Source organism: Rhizobium acidisoli (assembly GCF_002531755.2).
Taxonomy (GTDB): domain Bacteria; phylum Pseudomonadota; class Alphaproteobacteria; order Rhizobiales; family Rhizobiaceae; genus Rhizobium; species Rhizobium acidisoli.
In genome coordinates this window covers 366080-384598 of the sequence record NZ_CP034998.1, presented here as the reverse complement: position 1 = coordinate 384598, position 18519 = coordinate 366080, and the positions used below count along the sequence as shown (strand labels likewise).

The following is an 18519-nucleotide window of genomic DNA, read 5'->3' as shown; positions in this document are numbered from 1 at the left end:
GGAGGAGAAAGTCATGGCATCCATTTCACGCGTCCGAGAACGGGCCGAGGAACAATCGACCAGCATGAGCGAGGATCAGCAGACGACGATCCGCATGCTCGCCAACGACCTGCATCGGCTGAACCAATCGGTCATGAAGGCGGTCGAGGCCGGCGTCTCGGTCGAGCTGGTGCGCTCGGCCCGCCATCACGGCGGTGACGGCAACTGGGGCGACCTGCTGATCCCCGTCGTCGTCACCAACCGTCATTAAGGAGAACGCCCGCGCACCTAAGAAATGCGCGGGCCTTATCGTAATATTCAGCCGCGGCTCGGCCGTTTTCCGGCGAAGAGATCGGCATAACTTCTGATCAGCTTGGTCATGCGGTCGGCGACCGTGCGGATTTCCGGGCGATGGCGGTCCTCGGCGTTCATGACGATCCATTGCGCGTGGCGCAATTCCGCAAGCTCGCCGCCAAGGCGCTGCAAATCGGGATGGAGATCGCCGACAAAACAGGGAAGCACCGCCTTGCCGGCACCGGCGCGCACCAGATCGGGCAGCGAACGCGGGCGGTTGACGGTGGCGACGATCGCGGCGGCGGCATTGGCGTGCGGCCAGCGCAGATAGGCGGAGATCGCCTCCTCCTCGGCAACGGCAATCCAGCGCTCATCGGTCTCGGCAGCGTTGCGTCTGATATAGACGGCATAGGCGACCTCGCCGAGCCGGCGGGCGGCAAGATTGGCCTCCTCCGGCTCGAAGGCGCGAATACCGATATCGCTCTCGCGATAGGCAAGACTCGCCCGCGCCTCGCCGATGGTGAGCGAAATGGCAAAGCCGTCGCCCGGCATGCGGATGGCGGCGAAATTCTCGGTCAGCAGCCAGGCGACCCAGGTGCCGGTGGCGATCCTGACGGTCGTGCCGCCGTCGCCCGATTGCCGCCACGCCTCCACCTTGCGGGCGGCGGCCTCCATCTCCTGAAGGTGATCGAGCAGCGCCTGGCCATCCTGGGTCAGGCGGTAGCCGGTCTGGCTGCGTGAAAACAAGGCGCGGCCGACCTCCTGTTCGAGATCGAGCATGCGCCTGCCGACGGTCGCAGGGCTGAGCCCGCTCGCCGTGCTTGCCCCCGTCAGGCCGCCGAGGCGGGCGACCTGCAGGAAAAGCTGGTAGGAATCCCAATTCGCGTTTTTCATCGTTGAAAAACATAGCGGGATTTTCCCTGTTTATGAAGAGATATTCGATGCCTAAATCAGCAGATGTCTTCTACAGAAAGGACATCGCCATGATCGATCTGATCACCATCGCAGCCACCCAGGGATATCGGCACACTTGCAGGCCGGGCAGAGGCAAGACCGACGAGGATCGGTTCTATGCCGAGTTCGGCGACAGCGGTCTCGTCAATTTCGCCGCCTGGCTGACCTCGCTCGATCTCAGTCTCAGACGACGCCGCAAAGCTGCGGCGCAATCCGGCGGCAGTTGCGGCTGCGCGCCTCAGGCGACCTTCCTTGTCCCAAGGTGAGCGGCAGCGGGCTCGGCAATGATCCGGAAGCGCTCGATCAGCGCCATCAGCGTATCGGCCTCGCCGGCAAGCAGGCGGCTTGCCTGCGTGGTCTCGGCCACCATCGAGGCGTTCTTCTGAGTCATCTGGTCCATGGCGTTCACCGAACCGTTGACCTCCTGCAGTGCTGCCGACTGATCGCGGCTTGCGGTGGCGATGGTCTCGACATGGCCGCTGATCGCGATGATCTCATGGCTGATCGCCGCAAGGACGCTGCCGGTCTTCTGAACAAGTTCGGAGCCCACCGTCACCTCGCGGCTGGAGGTCTCGATCAGCGACTTGATCTCACGCGCCGCATCGGCCGAACGCTGGGCGAGTTCGCGGACCTCCTGGGCGACGACGGCAAAACCCTTGCCTGCCTCGCCGGCGCGGGCCGCCTCGATGCCGGCGTTGAGCGCCAGCAGGTTGGTCTGGAAGGCGATATCGTCGATCACCTCGATGATCTGCTCGATGCGTTGCGAGGCCTCTTCGATGCGCTCCATGGCGGCGACGGCATCGCCGACGACGGCGCCGGAATTGTCGGCCGTCTTCTTGGTCGCGGCCACGACGCTGTTGGCTTCGCGGGCGCGCTCGGCGGAAGAGCGAACCGTGACGGTGATCTCCTCCACCGCGGCGGCGGTTTCTTCGAGATTTGCCGCCTGCGCCTCGGTGCGCTTCGAAAGCTCACTTGCTGAAACCGAGACGGCGCCGCTGTTGCGCTGGATGGTCGAGGCGCTGTCACGGATACCGGAGAGCGTATCCTGGAGCCGCAGCAGCGAAGCGTTGAAATCGACACGCAGCTGCTCCAGCCGGCCGACGAAGGGCGTGCCGATCGTTTCGGAAACATCGCCCTGCGACAGGCGTCCGAGGCCGGCGGCAAGCTGGTTGACGGCAAAGTCGATCTGGCTGTCGAGCGAGCGCTTGTCGGCATCGTTCCTGGCGCGTTCGGCATCGCTCAAGGCGCGCTGTTCGGCTGCCTGGGTTTCCAGATCGCGCCTGGCGCGGGCGCTGTCGCGGAACAGCGCCAAGGCCCGGCCGATATCGCCGAACTCGTTCTTCTTCTCGACGCAGGGGATCGCGCCGTCGAGATCGCCTGAGGAAATCGCGTGAACGCTCGCGGTCAGCGCCTGCAAAGGCTTCACCGACAGGCGGATCGCATAGAAGGCAAGAACGCCGACGAGGAGCATGACGATGGCGCCGACGCCAAGGACCAGCATCTGCAGCTCATACATGCGCTGATAATAGACCTCCATCGGAATGCCGATGAAAAGAATGCCGACATTGGCATTCGATGCGTTCTTGACCGGGAAATAACCCGTCATGAACTTGCGGCCGAAAAGCTCGGCCTGGCCGTAATAGGCTTCGCCCCTGGCGAGAACCGGCTGAGCGGGATGCTCGGCGACCAGCTTGGTGCCGACGGCGCGGTCGCCGTTTTCCTTCTTGACGTTGGTGGAGATGCGGACGTAGTCGCCGCCCTGCTTCTGGAAGATTGTGGCAACACCGGCGATCGACTGCGCCGTGCGGTCGACCAGCGAATGATCGGCAAGGGCGGGGATGGCGTCTTCCGTGACGGTGGAAAGCCCATTGTCTTTCAGCTCGATCTTTGCCGCCTGATCGGCCGCGCCGTAGAGGACGGCCATGGCGCGGGTGGCATCTCTGGCGTCGGAGACGGCCCCGTCCATGACGTAACGGCTGAGATTATAATAGGTTACGCCGACGATGGCGGCCGTGCTGATCGCCAGCAGAAACAGCGTGATCGCAACGATCTGGCGGACGATCGAGGTAGAAAAAAGGCGCAGCATCAAAACCCCCGGCAGACAAACCGAGGCTAAATTAGACGAAAAGCGTTAAGGAAAATTTTCGGTAAATCAGCGTCGAAAGCTGCCCCTCACCCTAACCCTCTCCCCGTTTTCACGGGGAGAGGGGACGTGCCCTGCGAGACGTTGGCGACGGACCGAGAGGTCGCGGCTTGTCCCCTTCGCCCCGTTTTACGGGGAGAAGGTGGCGGCAGCCGGATGAGGGGCAAAGCGGCAATCTCCTCGGCCGGGATGACCCGGACAGCAAACGAAACGGCCCCGGAATAAAGCCGGGGCCGTTCGATTGAAGTCAGATCGGGTGACGATCAGGCGGCGCGGTAGACCGGGCTGGCTGCCGCCTCGCCGTCGATCTTGAACTGCTGGATCAGTCTGCGCAGGGAATCGGCCTCGTCGGCCAATTCGCGGCTGGCGGCAGTCGTCTCCTCGACCATCGCGGCGTTCTGCTGCGTCATCTGGTCCATCTGGTTGACGGTCGCATTGACGCTCTGCAGTGCGTTGGACTGGTCGTGGCTGGCGCGGGCGATCATCTCGACATGCTGGCTGATCGTGACGATCTGGGCGCTGATCTTGGCAAGCACCGTGCCGGTCTCCTGCACGAATTGCGAGCCGGAACTGACCTCGTTGGTCGACTTGTTGATCAGGCCCTTGATCTCCTGCGCCGCGGCTGCGGAGCGCTGGGCAAGTTCGCGGACTTCCATGGCGACGACCGCAAAGCCCTTGCCGGCTTCACCGGCGCGCGCCGCCTCGATACCGGCGTTGAGCGCCAGCAGGTTGGTCTGGAAGGCGATCTCGTCGATGACGCCGATGATCTGCTCGATCTGGCGCGAGGCATCCTCGATGCGGCCCATCGCATCGATCGCATTGTTGACGACGACGGCGGAATCGTCGGCGCTGCGCTTGGCCTGGCGGACGATCTGGTCGGCATCCTTGGCGCGTTCTGCCGAAGAGCGGACGGTGACGGTGATCTCATCGACGGCGGCCGCGGTCTCTTCGAGCGAGGCAGCCTGCTGTTCGGTGCGCTTGGATAAATCCTCGGCCGACTGGGCCATCTGGTTGCCGTTGCCCTGGATCAGTTCGACATTGTCGCGGATCTGGCTCATCGTCGCCTGCAGGCGCATCATCGAACCGTTGAAATCCTGACGCAGCTGTTCGAGGCGGCCGATGAAGGGCGTTTCGATCGTCGTCGAAATATCGCCCTGCGACATGCGTTCGAGGCCGGCAGCGAGCGCGTTGACGGCGAATTCGATCTGGCGATCCATTTCGCGCTTGTCGGCGTCGTTGCGCTGGCGCTCATGTTCGGCGGCGGCGCGTTCTTCGTCGCTCTGCTCCTCGATGCGGATCTTCGAGATGGCATTTTCCTTGAAGATGCCGAGCGCGCGGGCCATGTCGCCGATTTCATCGTGGCGCTGCTCGCCGGAGATATTGGTCTCCAGCGCGCCTTCGGCGATACGGCGCATAGCGGCGGTGATCTGGCTGATCGGGCGCTGCAGCGTCAGCACCAGGGCAATGCCGCCGAGGATCGACAGGAGAATGCCGAGACCGGTGGTCATGACGGAGATGCTGTTTGCCTGGGTGCGCTCGGTGCCGGCCGTCTGCTTCTGCAGCTCGGCGAAATCGGTGAGCTTCGTCCAGATCTGGTCAAGCTCCTGGCGGGCTGCGGCATAGGCCGTGACACGCTCGGCGATCGTGTCGACGATCTTCGAGCCGCCGCCGGAGATGGCGTCGAGTGCCGGCTGGATCGCGCCCGATATGCCTTCGGCAAAGCCCATGCCCTTGGCGCTGGTGATCAGCACCTGCATGTCCTTGCCAAGCGTGCCGGCCTGCTGCTGCAGGCGCACGAGATTGTCCTTGCTTGAATTGGCGAGGAAATCGGAAAGCACGATCTGCAGCGCATAGACGGAATTTTCGAGACGCCTTGTATCCTGAAGGACGGAGTTGGTCTGGCCGATACGGCCCTCGAGGTCGGCGAAACGCTGTGTCGCCTCGCGCATCTTCTGCGTTGCGGTCAGCTGCGTATAGGTCGAGGTCTGGCGGAAGCGCGACACGAGACGGCCGAGTTCGGCAATGTTCTCATCGGTCGGAGCGGGCATCGCCGCGATCGCCTTGATGCTGTCGATGGTTGCCGCCAGCGCGTCGATGACGTTCTTCTGGTTGGTCGGAACCGAAATGGCGATCAGGCGCTGGGATTTGATGATCGCAGGCATCTGTTCGTTGATGTAGGCGATCTTTTCCTGCGGCGTCTGCGGCTTGCTGTAGCCGCTGGCGACGGTGCCGAGGAAATCGCCGCCCTTCAAGAGGCGGTCGGCCGTGCGAAGGGTGATGGTAGCGGCGCCCTCGTCCTGCTGAAGCGCGGTCTGCAATTCCTCGGCCTGATAAGAGACCGTAAAGCGGGTGCTGATCAGGCTCTTTTGCGCTGCGTCGATCTGCTCATGCAGTGCCTGCTCCTGCTCATGCAGGCCCCAGAGCTTGTCGACGACGCCTGATATGTCCTTGGTGCGGCGCGACGCTTCGGCCAGGCTATCGCGGCCGGCAGCCTCTTCACCGACCTGGTTCAGCGTCGCATCGAGCACGCCCTGCTGCGTTTTCAGATCCGCAAGCAGCTTGTCGCGCGCCTGCTGGCTGGTGACGCGCAGGAAATCGTCCATCGAGCCGTAGAGATCTTTGAAGCCGCTCAACGACTGCAAGACGCTGTTGGATATTTCCATCCGCCCCTGCAGCAGTCCCGAGGCGTAAAGGCCCGTCAGGCCGACCGCCGAAATGGTGACGACGAAAGGCAGAACGAAGATCAGGACCTTCGTCTTGATCCTGAATCGGGAAAGAATCTTGTCAATCAACATGGCGTTCCGGGCCTTTCATACACCACTCCTCCCGCAGGCGGCCATTTGGCGCCAGCCGGGTGCACATCGAGCTGTTCATAATTTACATTGGGGAACCCGGAAGCCAGGCGGCAGTCATTGCCAGTTCATCTCCAAACAACTTTGGAGATGCCCAAATAATCGCGAGCAATTGTGTCAGATTAGATATTAATTTTCGGATAAGCGGTTGCGACGGATCAAGCCAAGGCGGTGAAATAGTTGCAATTTTGTAGGCCGAGGCGTCGCGGGCTAGCACGGTTGCGCCGCAACCTTCATTGCGGCCTGAAGACAGGATCAGAGGACGTGCGAAAGAAGCAGTGCAAGGCTGGCGGCGGTAGCGCCGGCTGCGAGCATCAGATAACGCAGGGCGACCATGCGGGCGTTCGGCTTCGCCTCGGCAATTGCGATGGCGCGGGCGCGTCGTGTGTTTCTGGTCATGCTCGAAACCTCACTTCTGTCTGACACAACAATCCAACAAAACGGCTTGCTGGTAAAGCTTATTTAGGAAGAGCTTTGCAGATCGCCAATTGAGACAGGATGGCGCACCTCTCTTAAGAAGTCTTGAATCGGTATTACCTAAAGCGCGTCGCACCAAATTTGATTCATGCGACGCGCTTTAGCCCATTGTTTTATGCATGTCGTTATCGCGGAATCGCCGCACACTTCCGGGCGACATGCATTCGATTTACGCATATTCGCCGGCGGCAAATCCGGAGGCCCAGGCCCATTGGAAATTATAGCCGCCGAGCCAGCCGGTGACGTCGACGCATTCGCCGATGAAATAAAGCCCGGGCACGGCCTTGGCCTCCATGCTGCGGGAATCGAGCGCTGCCGTATCGATACCGCCGAGCGTCACTTCAGCGGTGCGATAGCCTTCCGAGCCGGACGGCTTGACCGTAAAGCTCTGCGCCGCCGCGGCGAGGCGCAGCAGCGCCTTGTCGGGCAGGTCGGCCATGTTGCCGGCGATCTTTTCGCGCTCGACGAGAAATTGAGCCAGCCGCTTCGGCAGGATATCGCCGAGTGCCGTCTGCGGCGACTGGCGGCCATTCAGCTGCTTTGCCGTCTTCAGATGTGCTCCGATGTCGATATCCGGTTCGATCGAAACGACGATCTCGTCGCCTTCACGCCAATAGGAGGAGATCTGCAGGATGGCGGGGCCGCTGAGGCCGCGATGGGTAAACAGCAGCGCTTCGCGAAAGGCGGTCCTGCCATGGCGGATTTCGGCCGGGGCGGAAATGCCGGCAAGCGGCGCGATGGCCTCGAGCAGGCCGGGATCGAGCGTCAGCGGCACGAGGCCGGGGCGGGTTTCGAGCACCGGCAGACCGAACTGCTCGGCCAGACGATAGGCAAAGCCGGTGGCGCCCATTTTCGGGATCGACTTGCCGCCGGTGGCGACGACGAGCGCCGAGGCTTCGAAAGCATCATCACCGGTCGAGACGCGAAAACCCGCCTCCACCTTTTCGACAGCTGTGATCTCGGTGCCGAGATGCAGCTGCGCGCCGGCCTCGCGCATCTCGGTCAGCAGCATGCGGATGACGTCTTTGGCGCTATCGTCGCAGAAAAGCTGGCCGAGCGTCTTTTCATGCCAGGCGATGCCGTGCCGGTCGACCATGGCGATGAAATCGGCCGGTGTGAAACGGGCAAGCGCCGACTTGCAGAAATGCGGATTGGCGGAGAGGAAATTCTTCGGCCCGGCATGGATATTGGTGAAATTGCAGCGGCCGCCGCCCGAGATGCGGATCTTCTCGCCCGGCGCCCTTGCATGGTCGAGGACCACGACCGAGCGGCCGCGTTTTCCCGCCCGGATGGCCGCCATCATGCCCGCCGCCCCGGCGCCGATGACGATGACGTCGCTTTTGCGCTGCAAACTTGTTTCCCCGATCAAGACAGCGCCTTCTTTTTCCATCAAAGGGCGAAAGTCAACGTTCTCAACCTCTCGCCAATTGGCAAAGTCCGGTTATGATGGCGCCACGATCAACCAAACCGGTGTGTCATGTCCCCAAAAAAGACGACGCTGAAGCCTGCCAGAAACGTACCCGCCTCGAAGAAAACTCCCCCGGACCCCGGGTCTCTGCGCGGCGTTGCGAACTGGAAGGAAGCAGCGCGGTGGCTGAGGGACAGGGGCATCGAAGACATCGAATGCATCACGCCCGACCTTGCCGGCGTTCCGCGCGGCAAGATGATGCCGAGCTCGAAATTCACCTCGAACACCTCGTTGGCGCTGCCTTCGGCGATCTACCGGCATACGATTTCGGGCGAGTATCCGGAGGAGACCGAAAGCTTCCGCTACGAGCCGCGCGACAGCGACCTGAAGCTGATGCCGGATCTTTCGACGCTTTCGGTCGTGCCCTGGGAGACCGACCCGACGGCACAGGTGATCTGCGACATCGTCGATTCCGACGGCGGCGAAGTGCCCTATACGCCGCGCAACGTGCTGAAACGCATCATGAGCCTCTATCACGACCGCGGCTGGAAGCCGATCGTGGCGCCGGAGATCGAATTCTACCTGGTCGCCAAGAATGACGACCCCGACTATCCGCTGCACCCGCCCAAGGGCCGGTCCGGCCGCTCGATCCTCGGCGGCCAGGGCTATTCGATCGCCGGCATCAACGAATTCGACGAGTTGATCGACGACATTTACCATTTCTCGGAGAAGCAGGGTCTCGAGATCGATACGCTGATCCATGAAGAGGGACCGGCGCAGCTCGAGATTAACCTGCGCCACGGCAATCCGATCGAACTTGCCGACCAGGTGTTCCTGTTCAAACGCACGATCCGCGAGGCGGCGTTGAAACACGACATTTATGCGACCTTCATGGCCAAGCCGATGCAGGCCCAGCCGGGTTCGGCGATGCATATCCATCAGTCGGTGGTCAATATCGAAACGGGCAAGAACGTCTTCTCCAATCCGGACGGATCAGCCTCGAAGGAGTTCTTCCATTTCATCGGCGGCATGCAGAAATTCGTGCCGAGCGCGATGGCGATGCTGGCGCCCTATGTGAATTCCTACCGGCGCCTGCAGCCCGATATGTCCTGCCCGGTCAACAATGCCTGGGGTTACGACAATCGGACGACGGCCTTCCGCGTTCCGGTATCCGATCCGCAGGCCAGGCGCGTCGAAAACCGGCTGCCGAGCTCGGACGCCAATCCTTATCTGGCGCTTGCCGCCTCGCTCGCCGCCGGCCTGCTCGGCATCATGAAGCAGATCGAGCCGACGGCGCCGACCGAGGATTCGGCCAACGAAGGCTCGATCGACCTGCCGCGCGGCCTGTTGGAAGCCGTGGCGCTGCTCGAGGACGAGCCGGCTTTCGAGGAGATTTTCGGCAATCAGTTCATCGGCCTCTACGCCGGCGTCAAGCGCGGCGAATTCGAGACCTTCATGCAGGTGATCAGCCCCTGGGAGCGGGAATTCCTTCTGCTCAACGTGTGAGGCAGCGTCATGGCATCGCAGGAGACGTGGCAGAGCCCGATCTCGCCGGGCCTATCCTGGTATCAGGCAACCGCCGGGGAGCGGCCGAGCTATGCCGCTCTCGACGGCTCGAGAACATGTGATGTCGCCATCATCGGCGGCGGCTATACCGGCCTGCAGGCCGCCTATAATCTGGCCAAGTCCGGCGTCTCGGTGGTGCTGATCGAGGCCTGCCGCTTCGGTGACGGGGCGTCCGGGCGCAATGGCGGCCAGCTCGGCACCGGCCAGCGATGGTGGCCAGAAGAGCTCGAGGAGAAGATCGGCTATCAGCGCTCGAAGGCGCTGTTCGACATTGCCGAGGCGGCCAAGCGCCATCTCCTCGATTTCGCCCGCGAGCACCAGATCGAGATCGATTATGTGCCCGGTCAGCTGAACGTTGCGCACAAGGCAAGTTATGAACGCGACTTTCGCCAGAACGCCGAAATCGCCGCGCAGCGCTACGGCTATCCGCACATCAGCTTCATGGACGAGGCGGAAACGCGGGCGCGGCTCGGCTCGAAGCGTTTTTATTGCGGCGTGCGCGATGTCGGCACCGGCCATATCCATCCGCTGAAGCTGCTGATCGGCCTGGCGCGGGTCGCAGCCAACGCCGGTGCTGCGATCTTCGAGATGACGAAAGCAAAGACGATCCGCCAGGGCGGCGGCAAGGTGACGATCGAAACGGATAAGGGAACGATCACCGCCAGCCGCGCGCTGATCGCCTGCAACGGCCATATCGGCAATCTGGAGCCGGTGACGGCAAGCCATGTCATGCCGATCCGCTCCTTCATCGGCGCCACCGCTCCGCTCGACCGGCATCCCGCCGTGCTGCCGGGGGGCGAGGCGGTCGCCGATTCGCGCTTCGTCGTGCGTTACTTCCGCCGATTCGAAGGCCGGCTGCTGTTCGGCGGACGCGAGGCCTATACGGCGGACAATCCGCGGGACATTTCGGAGCATATCCGCCGGCAGATCGCCGAGATCTATCCTGATCTGAAAGACATCGAGATCACCCATGCCTGGGGCGGCACTGTCGGCATCACCATGCCGCGCCAGCTTTTCGTGCGCGAGGTGATGCCGGGCGTCACCTCGATCGGCGGTTATTCCGGCCATGGCGTCATGCTGTCAAACTACTGTGGCAAGCTCTATGCGGAAACGGTGCTTGGAAAATCCGGCGATCTCGATCTCTTCGCGTCGCTCGATATTCCCGCCTTTCCCGGCGGGGCCCGGATGCGGGCGCCGCTGCTTTTCCTCGCCTTGTCGTGGTTTGCGCTTCGCGACAAGTTTTAGCCTGATTGCGCATTTCCTCTTCCGGAAATTCGCACTAAAACCGGTGCCTGACAGATTCATTGCACTGCACACTGGCTTTTTTAAATCGATTAGATTAAAAGGGCCGCCAACCAGCCTGATTGAGAGACAAGCTCATGAGCAGCCAGATTATTCCCGTTGAGCCTTTTGATTACGTCGTCTTCGGCGGCAGCGGCGACCTTGCCGAACGCAAGCTTCTGCCCGCGCTCTACCATCGCCAGATCGAGGGCCAGTTCTCCGAACCGACCCGGGTGATCGGCGCTTCGCGCAGCCCGCTTTCCCATGAGGAATACCGCAAATTCGCCAAGGATGCGTTGAACGAGCACCTGAAGAAGGGCGAATATGACGAAGCCGAGGTGGAGAAGTTCTGTGCCCGTCTCTACTACGTCTCGGTCGACGCCCGCACCGACACCGGCTGGGACCAGCTGAAGAAGCTGCTCGACGAAGGCAAGGAGCGCGTGCGCGCCTTCTACCTCGCCGTCGCGCCCGGCATCTTCGGCGATATTTCGCAGAAGATCCACGACCACAAGCTGATCACCAAGTCGACCCGCATCGTCGTCGAGAAGCCGATCGGCCGCGACCTCGCCTCGGCACTGCAGCTCAACGACACGATCGGCCGCGCCTTCAAGGAAGAACAGATCTTCCGCATCGATCACTATCTCGGCAAGGAAACGGTGCAGAACCTGATGGCGCTGCGCTTCGCCAACGCGCTCTATGAGCCGCTGTGGAACGCCAACTACATCGATCACGTGCAGATCACCGTGGCTGAAGCGGTCGGCCTCGAGGGCCGCGCCGGCTATTACGATACGGCGGGCGCGCTGCGCGACATGGTGCAGAACCATATCCTGCAGCTGCTCTGCCTGACGGCGATGGAAGTGCCCTCGTCGATGGATTCGGAAGCCGTCCGCGACGAGAAGCTGAAAGTGCTGCGCGCGCTGAAGCCGCTCAATGCCTCCAATGTCGAGCAGGCAACGGTCCGCGGCCAGTATCGCGCCGGCGCCTCGGGCAGCGGCCCGGTCAAGGGCTATCTGGAAGAGCTCGAAGGCGGCGTCTCGAATACCGAGACCTTCGTCGCCATCAAGGCGGAGATCAACAATTGGCGCTGGGCCGGCGTTCCCTTCTATATCCGCACCGGCAAGCGCCTGACTGGACGCATGTCCGAGATCGTCATCACCTTCAAGCCGATCCCGCATGCGATCTTCGACCAGGCGGCCGGGCGCATCGTCGCCAACCAGCTGATCATCCGGTTGCAGCCGGATGAGGGCGTCAAGCAGTCGCTGATGATCAAGGATCCGGGCCCAGGCGGCATGCGCCTGCGCAACGTCTCGCTCGACATGAGCTTCGCCCAGGCCTTCAACGTCCGCAATCCCGACGCTTACGAGCGCCTGCTGATGGACGTGATCCGCTCCAACCAGACGCTGTTCATGCGCCGCGACGAAGTCGAAGCGGCATGGAAATGGGTGGATCCGATCCTGAAGGGTTGGGAAACCACCGGCCAGCAGGTGCAGGGCTATACCGCCGGCACTTGGGGCCCGAGCCAGGCCATCGCGCTGATCGAGCGCGACGGCCGCACCTGGCATGACGATATCTAGGACGAAACCGATGGCATCGACCCTGCATTCCTTCGCCAGCCCCGCAGATCTCGCCGGCAGCCTCGCCGACAAGGTTGCCGATACGCTTTCGGCGGCGATCTCAGCCCGCGGAACGGCGTCCATCGCCGTTTCCGGCGGCTCGACCCCGAAGGCCTTCTTCCAGGTGCTGTCGACGCGCGATATCGCCTGGGACAAGGTGACGATCACGCTTGTCGACGAACGTTTCGTGCCGGCCGACAATGCGCGCTCGAACCATATGCTGGTCGATGCCAATCTCTTGCAGAACAAGGCGAAGTCGGCGCGTTTCGTGCCGCTTTACCAGCCGGCCGCCTCCGTCGAGGAAGCCGCGCGGCTTGCGACCGAAAAGAGCGCCGAAATCGGCATTCCCTTCGACGTCGTCATCCTCGGCATGGGCGGCGACGGCCACACCGCCTCGTTCTTTCCCGGCGGCAGCAATCTTGCCACGGCGCTCGATGCATCGACGCCGCGCGGCATCATCACCATGGAAGCGGAAGGGGCCGGCGAGCCGCGCCTGACCTTTACCTTCTCCAGTCTTCAGGATGCCGCACTCCTGGTTCTCCATATTGAGGGCGAAGGCAAAAAAGACGTTCTCGCCAAGGCGGAAGGCAGCGGTGACGAGGCCGACATGCCGATCCGCGCCATTCTGCGCCGGGCCACTTCCCCGGTCGAGATCTACTGGGCTCCCTGATCGACCGTCAATCCGGATCGAATATCAGGCCAGAGCCGCCGAAACAGATTAGACAACGAACAAGGCAGGGATCTTCCATGTCCGCTCACGCACGCATTTCTGCGATCACCGATCGCATTGTCGAACGCTCGAAGCCAACCCGCGAGCGGTATCTGGAGCGCCTGCGCGCCGCCGCTTCCAAGGGCGTCCAGCGCTCGGTGCTCGGCTGCGCTAACCTCGCCCACGGCTTTGCGGTCTGTTCCCCCGCCGATAAGGATGCGCTCGCCGGCGACCATATCCCCAATCTCGGCATCATCACCGCCTACAACGACATGCTCTCGGCCCACCAGCCGTTCGAGACCTATCCGGCGATCATCCGCGAGGCGGCCGCAGAGGCAGGCGGCGTGGCGCAGGTGGCAGGCGGCGTGCCGGCAATGTGCGACGGCGTCACCCAGGGCCAACCGGGCATGGAGCTTTCGCTGTTCTCGCGCGACCTGATCGCCATGTCGGCGGGCGTCGGCTTGTCGCACAATATGTTCGATGCCGCTCTCTTCCTCGGCGTCTGCGACAAGATCGTGCCGGGCCTCGTCATCGCCGCGCTCTCCTTCGGGCATCTGCCGTCGATCTTCGTGCCGGCCGGCCCGATGACGACAGGCCTGCCGAACGACGAAAAGTCGCGCGTGCGCCAGCTCTTCGCCGAGGGTAAGGTCGGCCGCGCCGAGCTCCTGGAAGCCGAGTCCAAATCCTATCACGGCCCAGGCACCTGCACCTTCTACGGCACCGCCAATTCCAACCAGATGCTGATGGAGATCATGGGATTCCACTTACCCGGCTCCTCCTTCATCAATCCCGGCACGCCGCTGCGCGAAGCGCTGACGCGCGAAGCCGCCAAGCGGGCGCTGGCGATCACCGCGCTCGGCAATGAATTCACCCCGGCCGGCGAGATGATCGACGAGCGCTCGGTCGTCAACGGCGTCGTCGGCCTGCATGCGACCGGCGGCTCGACGAACCACACGCTTCACCTCGTCGCCATGGCGCGCGCGGCCGGCATCCAGCTCACCTGGCAGGATATTGCCGAGCTTTCGGAAGTGGTGCCGCTGCTTGCCCGCGTCTATCCGAACGGGCTTGCCGACGTGAACCATTTCCAGGCGGCCGGCGGCATGGGCTTCCTCATCAAGGAACTCCTGAAGCACGGCTTGGTGCATGACGACGTGCGCACCGTCTTCGGCCAGGGTCTTCAAGCCTATACTGTCGATGCCCGGCTCGGCGAAAACGGCACCGTCCGGCGCGAGCCGTCGCCGGAAAAGAGCGTCGATCCCAAGGTTCTCTCTAGCATCGAGACGCCGTTCCAGGCGAATGGCGGGCTGAAGATGCTGCGCGGCAATCTCGGCAAGGCGGTGATCAAGATCTCCGCCGTCAAGCCGGAGCGTCACATCATCGAGGCGCCGGCGATCATCTTCCACAGCCAGCAGGAGCTGCAGGACGCCTTCAAGGAGGGCAAGCTCAACCGCGATTTCATCGCCGTCGTGCGCTTCCAGGGCCCGAAGGCGAACGGCATGCCGGAGCTGCACAAGCTGACGCCGCCGCTCGGCGTACTGCAGGACCGCGGTTTCCGCGTGGCGCTTTTGACCGACGGGCGCATGTCGGGGGCCTCTGGCAAGGTGCCGGCCGCGATCCATGTGACACCCGAGGCGGTCGACGGCGGCCCGATCGCCCGCATCCGCGAGGGCGACATCATCCGCCTGGACGCAATCAAGGGCACACTCGAGCTGCTCGTCGATGCGGCCGATATGGCCGAGCGCGAGCCGGTAACCGTCGATCTCTCCGACAATGAATTCGGCATGGGCCGCGAACTCTTCGCCCCTTCCGCCGCGCCGTCGGCGCTTCGGATCAGGGCGCCAGCGTGCTCTTCCACCACTGAGCGTCGTTGCCGGAGACAAACAAAAACCCGCGGGGGCACGAAGCACCCGCGGGTTTTCTGTATCAGTCTTGCGCTCGCTTAGGCGCGGATATCAAGCACGTAGTCGCGGTGCGCCGGATGGGTGCTGTAGACGAAGATCTTGTTCAGCTCCTTTTGCGTCAAGAGGCGCAGGAAGCGGACTTCGATCGTGTTGTTGGCGTTGACCTTCATTAGCAGGCAGCCAACCTTGGTGATGCGGGCATCCGGAATATCCAGATAGAACTGCTTCGGCAGGTTGAACTGAGTGAGGATCGCGAGCGTCGCGCTGCTCATTGAAATACGGACGATATCGCAGCGGCGCGAAGCCGCGTGCATGACGCCCTTTTCAGTATATTCGATGCGCGCGGCATTCATCGTGTCCTCCATCTTGAACCGCTGCTCGCGGTCATACATGAAGGATTCTTCCTTGCTCAGGAAATGAGACTTTGGCTGTGACGGATTTGAAGCGGCCACTTGCTTATCCCCCCTCTTAAATTGACTGGGAAAAGGTAGCAGCCGATCTTTAACAGAAAGTGAGAATTTGGCCCGTCAGGCACAATTCCTCAGATCATCACCCCAAAATTGGCCGCCTTATTTCCGGTAGCTATGGCCGGTTGCATCAAACAGATGCAGCTTCTGCCTGTCGGCGGCAAAACGCATCTTCTGACCCTTCTTCACATCGTAGATGCCGGGCAGTTTGACGACGATCGGTTCGCCCGGGACCAGGCCTTCGATATAGAGCAGTGTCACTTCGCCGAGCGCTTCGACGATCGATACCTCGCCCTCGAAAAGATAGTCGGCACCATCTGCGATCCTCAGATCCTCCGGACGAACGCCGAAGCTTGCCTGCTTGCCCTTTTCGGAAGCGTCGGTCGCCACATCGAGGGTCACCGACATGCCGCCGGTCAGCGTCACTGTCGTCTGGTTTCCGGTCGCGGCGACCGTCGCCGGGATGATGTTCATCGCCGGCGAGCCGATGAATTTGGCGACGAAGAGGTTGGCCGGGCGCTCGTAGAGTTCCAGCGGCGCGCCGACCTGCTCGATATTGCCGGCGGAGAGAACGACGATGCGGTCGGCAAGCGTCATCGCCTCGACCTGGTCGTGGGTCACGTAGATCATCGTCGTATCGGCCATCTGTTCGTTCAGGCGGGCGATCTCGATGCGGGTGGCGACGCGTAGCGCGGCATCGAGGTTGGAGAGCGGCTCGTCGAACAGGAAGACCTTCGGATCGCGGCAGATGGCGCGGCCGATCGCCACGCGCTGGCGCTGGCCACCGGAGAGCGCCTTCGGCAGGCGGTCGAGATATTTGGTCAGTTGCAGGCTCTCGGCCGCCGCCTTGACGCGGCGGTCGATCTCCTGCTTGCTTTCGCCGGCGATCTTCATGCCGAAAGCCATGTTGTCGAAGACGGTCATGTGGGGGTAGAGCGCGTAGGACTGGAAGACCATGGCGATGCCGCGCTTGGAGGGCGGCACGTCATTGACGAGATGGCCGTCAATATACATCTCGCCGCCGGTGATCGCCTCGAGACCGGCGATCATGCGCAGAAGCGTGGACTTGCCGCAGCCGGACGGGCCGACGAAGACGATGAATTCGCCTTGCTTGATATCGAGGTCGATGCCGTGGAGAACATCCACGGAACCGTAGGATTTGCGGATATCCTTCAGCGTCAGTCCAGTCATGTCTCTCTCCCCTGCTGATCCTTAAGCGAGACGGGCGAAATACGCCCCCCAGGCCGGAATATCGATCTTGTCGCCATAGTTGTTGCTGATAAAGCCATGCCCCGTCAACGCCTGCCATTCTCCGCCGGGCAAAGTGACCCCGGTTTCGGCCGGGCTCATGTTGAAGATGCAGAGCAGCTTCTCGTTGCCGCATTCACGGGTGAAGACCAGGGCGTCGCCCTGCGGTTCCTCGAATTCGATCTCGCCCTTGGCAAAGGCCGGGTGCAGTTTGCGGAAAGCGATGAAGCGGCGATAGTGCTCCAGCACCGAAGCCTCGTCGCCCTGCTGGACGCTGACGGCGCGCAGGATATGCTCGACCGGCACCGGCAGCCAGGGCTTGACTGTTGAAAAGCCGCCCTGGGCGACCTGGCTGTCCCAGACCATCGGCGTGCGGCAGCCGTCGCGGCCCTTGAACTCCGGCCAGAACTGGATGCCGTAGGGATCCTGCAGATCCTGATAGGCGAGATCGGCCTCGGTCAGCGCCAGCTCCTCACCCTGATAGAGGCATACCGAGCCGCGCAGCGTCAGCAGCAGCGAGGCATAGAGCTTGGCGAAAGCGTCATGATCGGCGACCAGCCCGCCCCAGCGGCTGACATGGCGCATGACGTCATGATTGGAGAAGGCCCAGCAGGCCCAGCCATCCGGTGCTGCGGCTTCGAAATCCTGCATCACCTCTTCGACGCGCTCGGCCGTCAGCGGATCGGGGGCGAGGAATTCGAAGGCGTAACACATATGCATCTTGTCGTTGCCGGAGGTATATTCGCCGACGATTTCGAGGCCGCGCTGGCTGTCGCCGACTTCGCCGACGGCGGCAATCGCCGGGAATTCTTCCAGAACGGCGCGGAAGCGCTTCAGGAAGGCAAGGTTCTCAGGCCGGTTCTTGTCGTAGACATGCTCCTGGAAATTATAGGGATTGACCGCCGGCGCCGTCGAGGCGTTGCGGCGTTCAGGCGCAAGTGCCGGATTGTCGCGCAACAGCGGATCGTGGAAATAGAAATTGATGGTGTCGAGACGGAAGCCGTCGACGCCGCGGTTGAGCCAGAAGCGCACGACGTCGAGCAGACGGTCCTGTACCTCAGGATTATGCAGGTTCATATCCGGCTGCGAGGTCAGGAAGTTGTGCAGGTAATATTGCATGCGCGTCGGATCCCACGCCCATGCCGAGCCGCCGAAGATCGACAGCCAGTTGTTCGGCGGCGTGCCATCCGGCTTGGCGTCGGCCCAGACATACCAATCGGCCTTGGCGTTGGTCTTGCTGGAGCGGCTTTGCACGAACCAGGGGTGCTGATCCGAGCTGTGCGAGATGACAAGGTCGATCATCACGCGGATGCCGAGGCGATGGGCCTCAGCGATCATCGTGTCGAAATCCACCAGCGTGCCGAAGATCGAATCGACATTTTCGTAGTCGGAAACGTCGTAACCGAAATCGCGCATCGGCGAGGTGAAGAAGGGCGAGATCCAGATCGCATCGACGCCGAGGCTTGCCACATGCGGCAGGCGGGCGGTGATGCCCTTCAGGTCGCCGATGCCGTCGCCGTTCGAATCCTGGTAGGAGCGCGGGTAGATCTGATAGATCACCGCGCCGCGCCACCAGTCCTTATCGGGGGTCGAGATCGATTGGGAAGCCACGTTCATGGAATATCCT

At 62.4% G+C, this 18519-nt stretch carries 14 protein-coding genes and 1 pseudogene; 7 read left to right on the top strand and 8 right to left on the bottom strand.

Annotated elements, in window-relative coordinates; genetic code table 11:
- Positions 1-13: 13 nt before the first annotated feature.
- Positions 14-250, top strand: coding sequence for an SMc00767 family acetate metabolism repressor (locus CO657_RS01935; protein WP_003584324.1), 237 nt, complete (start codon positions 14-16; stop codon positions 248-250).
- A gap of 47 nt (positions 251-297) precedes the next feature.
- On the opposite strand, the gene CO657_RS01930 is transcribed toward CO657_RS01935, so the two are convergent.
- Positions 298-1167 (bottom strand): LysR family transcriptional regulator, encoded by an 870-nt coding sequence (locus CO657_RS01930; protein WP_054183691.1) that lies wholly within the window; start codon positions 1165-1167, stop codon positions 298-300.
- Between the two features lie 89 nt (positions 1168-1256).
- Here CO657_RS01930 and CO657_RS01925 point away from each other — a divergent pair, with 89 nt between their 5' ends.
- Complete coding sequence (locus CO657_RS01925; RefSeq protein ID WP_054183802.1) at positions 1257-1493, top strand: hypothetical protein; 237 nt, start codon at positions 1257-1259, stop codon at positions 1491-1493.
- Here the strand turns inward: CO657_RS01925 and CO657_RS01920 are convergent.
- The 4 genes from CO657_RS01920 to CO657_RS01910 form a co-directional block, all read right to left on the bottom strand.
- Positions 1466-3313 carry a methyl-accepting chemotaxis protein gene (locus tag CO657_RS01920; protein WP_054183692.1) on the bottom strand — a complete coding sequence of 616 codons (1848 nt, stop codon included), beginning with the start codon at positions 3311-3313 and terminating at the stop codon, positions 1466-1468. The two genes, CO657_RS01925 and CO657_RS01920, sit on opposite strands and share 28 nt — an antisense overlap.
- Before the next feature lie 320 nt (positions 3314-3633).
- Positions 3634-6165, bottom strand: a complete 2532-nt coding sequence (locus CO657_RS01915) for a methyl-accepting chemotaxis protein (protein WP_054183693.1) — start codon at positions 6163-6165, stop codon at positions 3634-3636.
- 312 nt (positions 6166-6477) lie between these two features.
- On the bottom strand, positions 6478-6621 hold the full coding sequence (locus CO657_RS36575; RefSeq protein ID WP_003588478.1) for a hypothetical protein: 144 nt from the start codon (positions 6619-6621) through the stop codon (positions 6478-6480).
- Positions 6622-6868: 247 nt separating this feature from the next.
- A complete protein-coding gene (locus tag CO657_RS01910; protein WP_054183694.1) occupies positions 6869-8089 on the bottom strand; it encodes a BaiN/RdsA family NAD(P)/FAD-dependent oxidoreductase in 1221 nt (406 codons plus the stop codon).
- A gap of 87 nt (positions 8090-8176) precedes the next feature.
- On the opposite strand from CO657_RS01910, the gene CO657_RS01905 reads away from it, so the two are divergent.
- From CO657_RS01905 to edd, 5 genes and pseudogenes are all read left to right on the top strand, one after another.
- Positions 8177-9613 (top strand): glutamine synthetase family protein, encoded by a 1437-nt coding sequence (locus tag CO657_RS01905; RefSeq protein ID WP_054183695.1) that lies wholly within the window; start codon positions 8177-8179, stop codon positions 9611-9613.
- A gap of 9 nt (positions 9614-9622) precedes the next feature.
- The gene (locus CO657_RS01900) at positions 9623-10918 is read left to right on the top strand and encodes an NAD(P)/FAD-dependent oxidoreductase (protein ID WP_054183696.1); all 1296 of its coding nucleotides are present in this window, start codon (positions 9623-9625) and stop codon (positions 10916-10918) included.
- A 134-nt stretch (positions 10919-11052) separates the two neighbouring features.
- Positions 11053-12528 (top strand): glucose-6-phosphate dehydrogenase, encoded by a 1476-nt coding sequence (gene zwf / locus CO657_RS01895; RefSeq protein WP_003570253.1) that lies wholly within the window; start codon positions 11053-11055, stop codon positions 12526-12528.
- Between the two features lie 10 nt (positions 12529-12538).
- A complete protein-coding gene (gene pgl, locus CO657_RS01890) occupies positions 12539-13237 on the top strand; it encodes a 6-phosphogluconolactonase (protein WP_054183697.1) in 699 nt (232 codons plus the stop codon).
- Positions 13238-13314: 77 nt separating this feature from the next.
- Positions 13315-15137: pseudogene (edd, locus tag CO657_RS01885) on the top strand (phosphogluconate dehydratase).
- 78 nt (positions 15138-15215) lie between these two features.
- On the opposite strand, the gene CO657_RS01880 reads toward edd, so the two are convergent.
- The 3 genes from CO657_RS01880 to bglA all read right to left on the bottom strand — a co-directional run bounded on the left by CO657_RS01880 (position 15216) and on the right by bglA (position 18509).
- Entirely contained in the window at positions 15216-15569 is a 354-nt protein-coding gene (locus tag CO657_RS01880) for a hypothetical protein (RefSeq protein ID WP_037092480.1), read from the bottom strand.
- A gap of 177 nt (positions 15570-15746) precedes the next feature.
- Positions 15747-16835: an ABC transporter ATP-binding protein gene (locus CO657_RS01875; RefSeq protein WP_003588491.1), complete on the bottom strand. Its 1089-nt coding sequence runs from the start codon at positions 16833-16835 to the stop codon at positions 15747-15749.
- 21 nt (positions 16836-16856) lie between these two features.
- Positions 16857-18509 carry a beta-galactosidase BglA gene (gene bglA / locus CO657_RS01870; protein ID WP_054183699.1) on the bottom strand — a complete coding sequence of 551 codons (1653 nt, stop codon included), beginning with the start codon at positions 18507-18509 and terminating at the stop codon, positions 16857-16859.
- Positions 18510-18519: the final 10 nt, after the last annotated feature.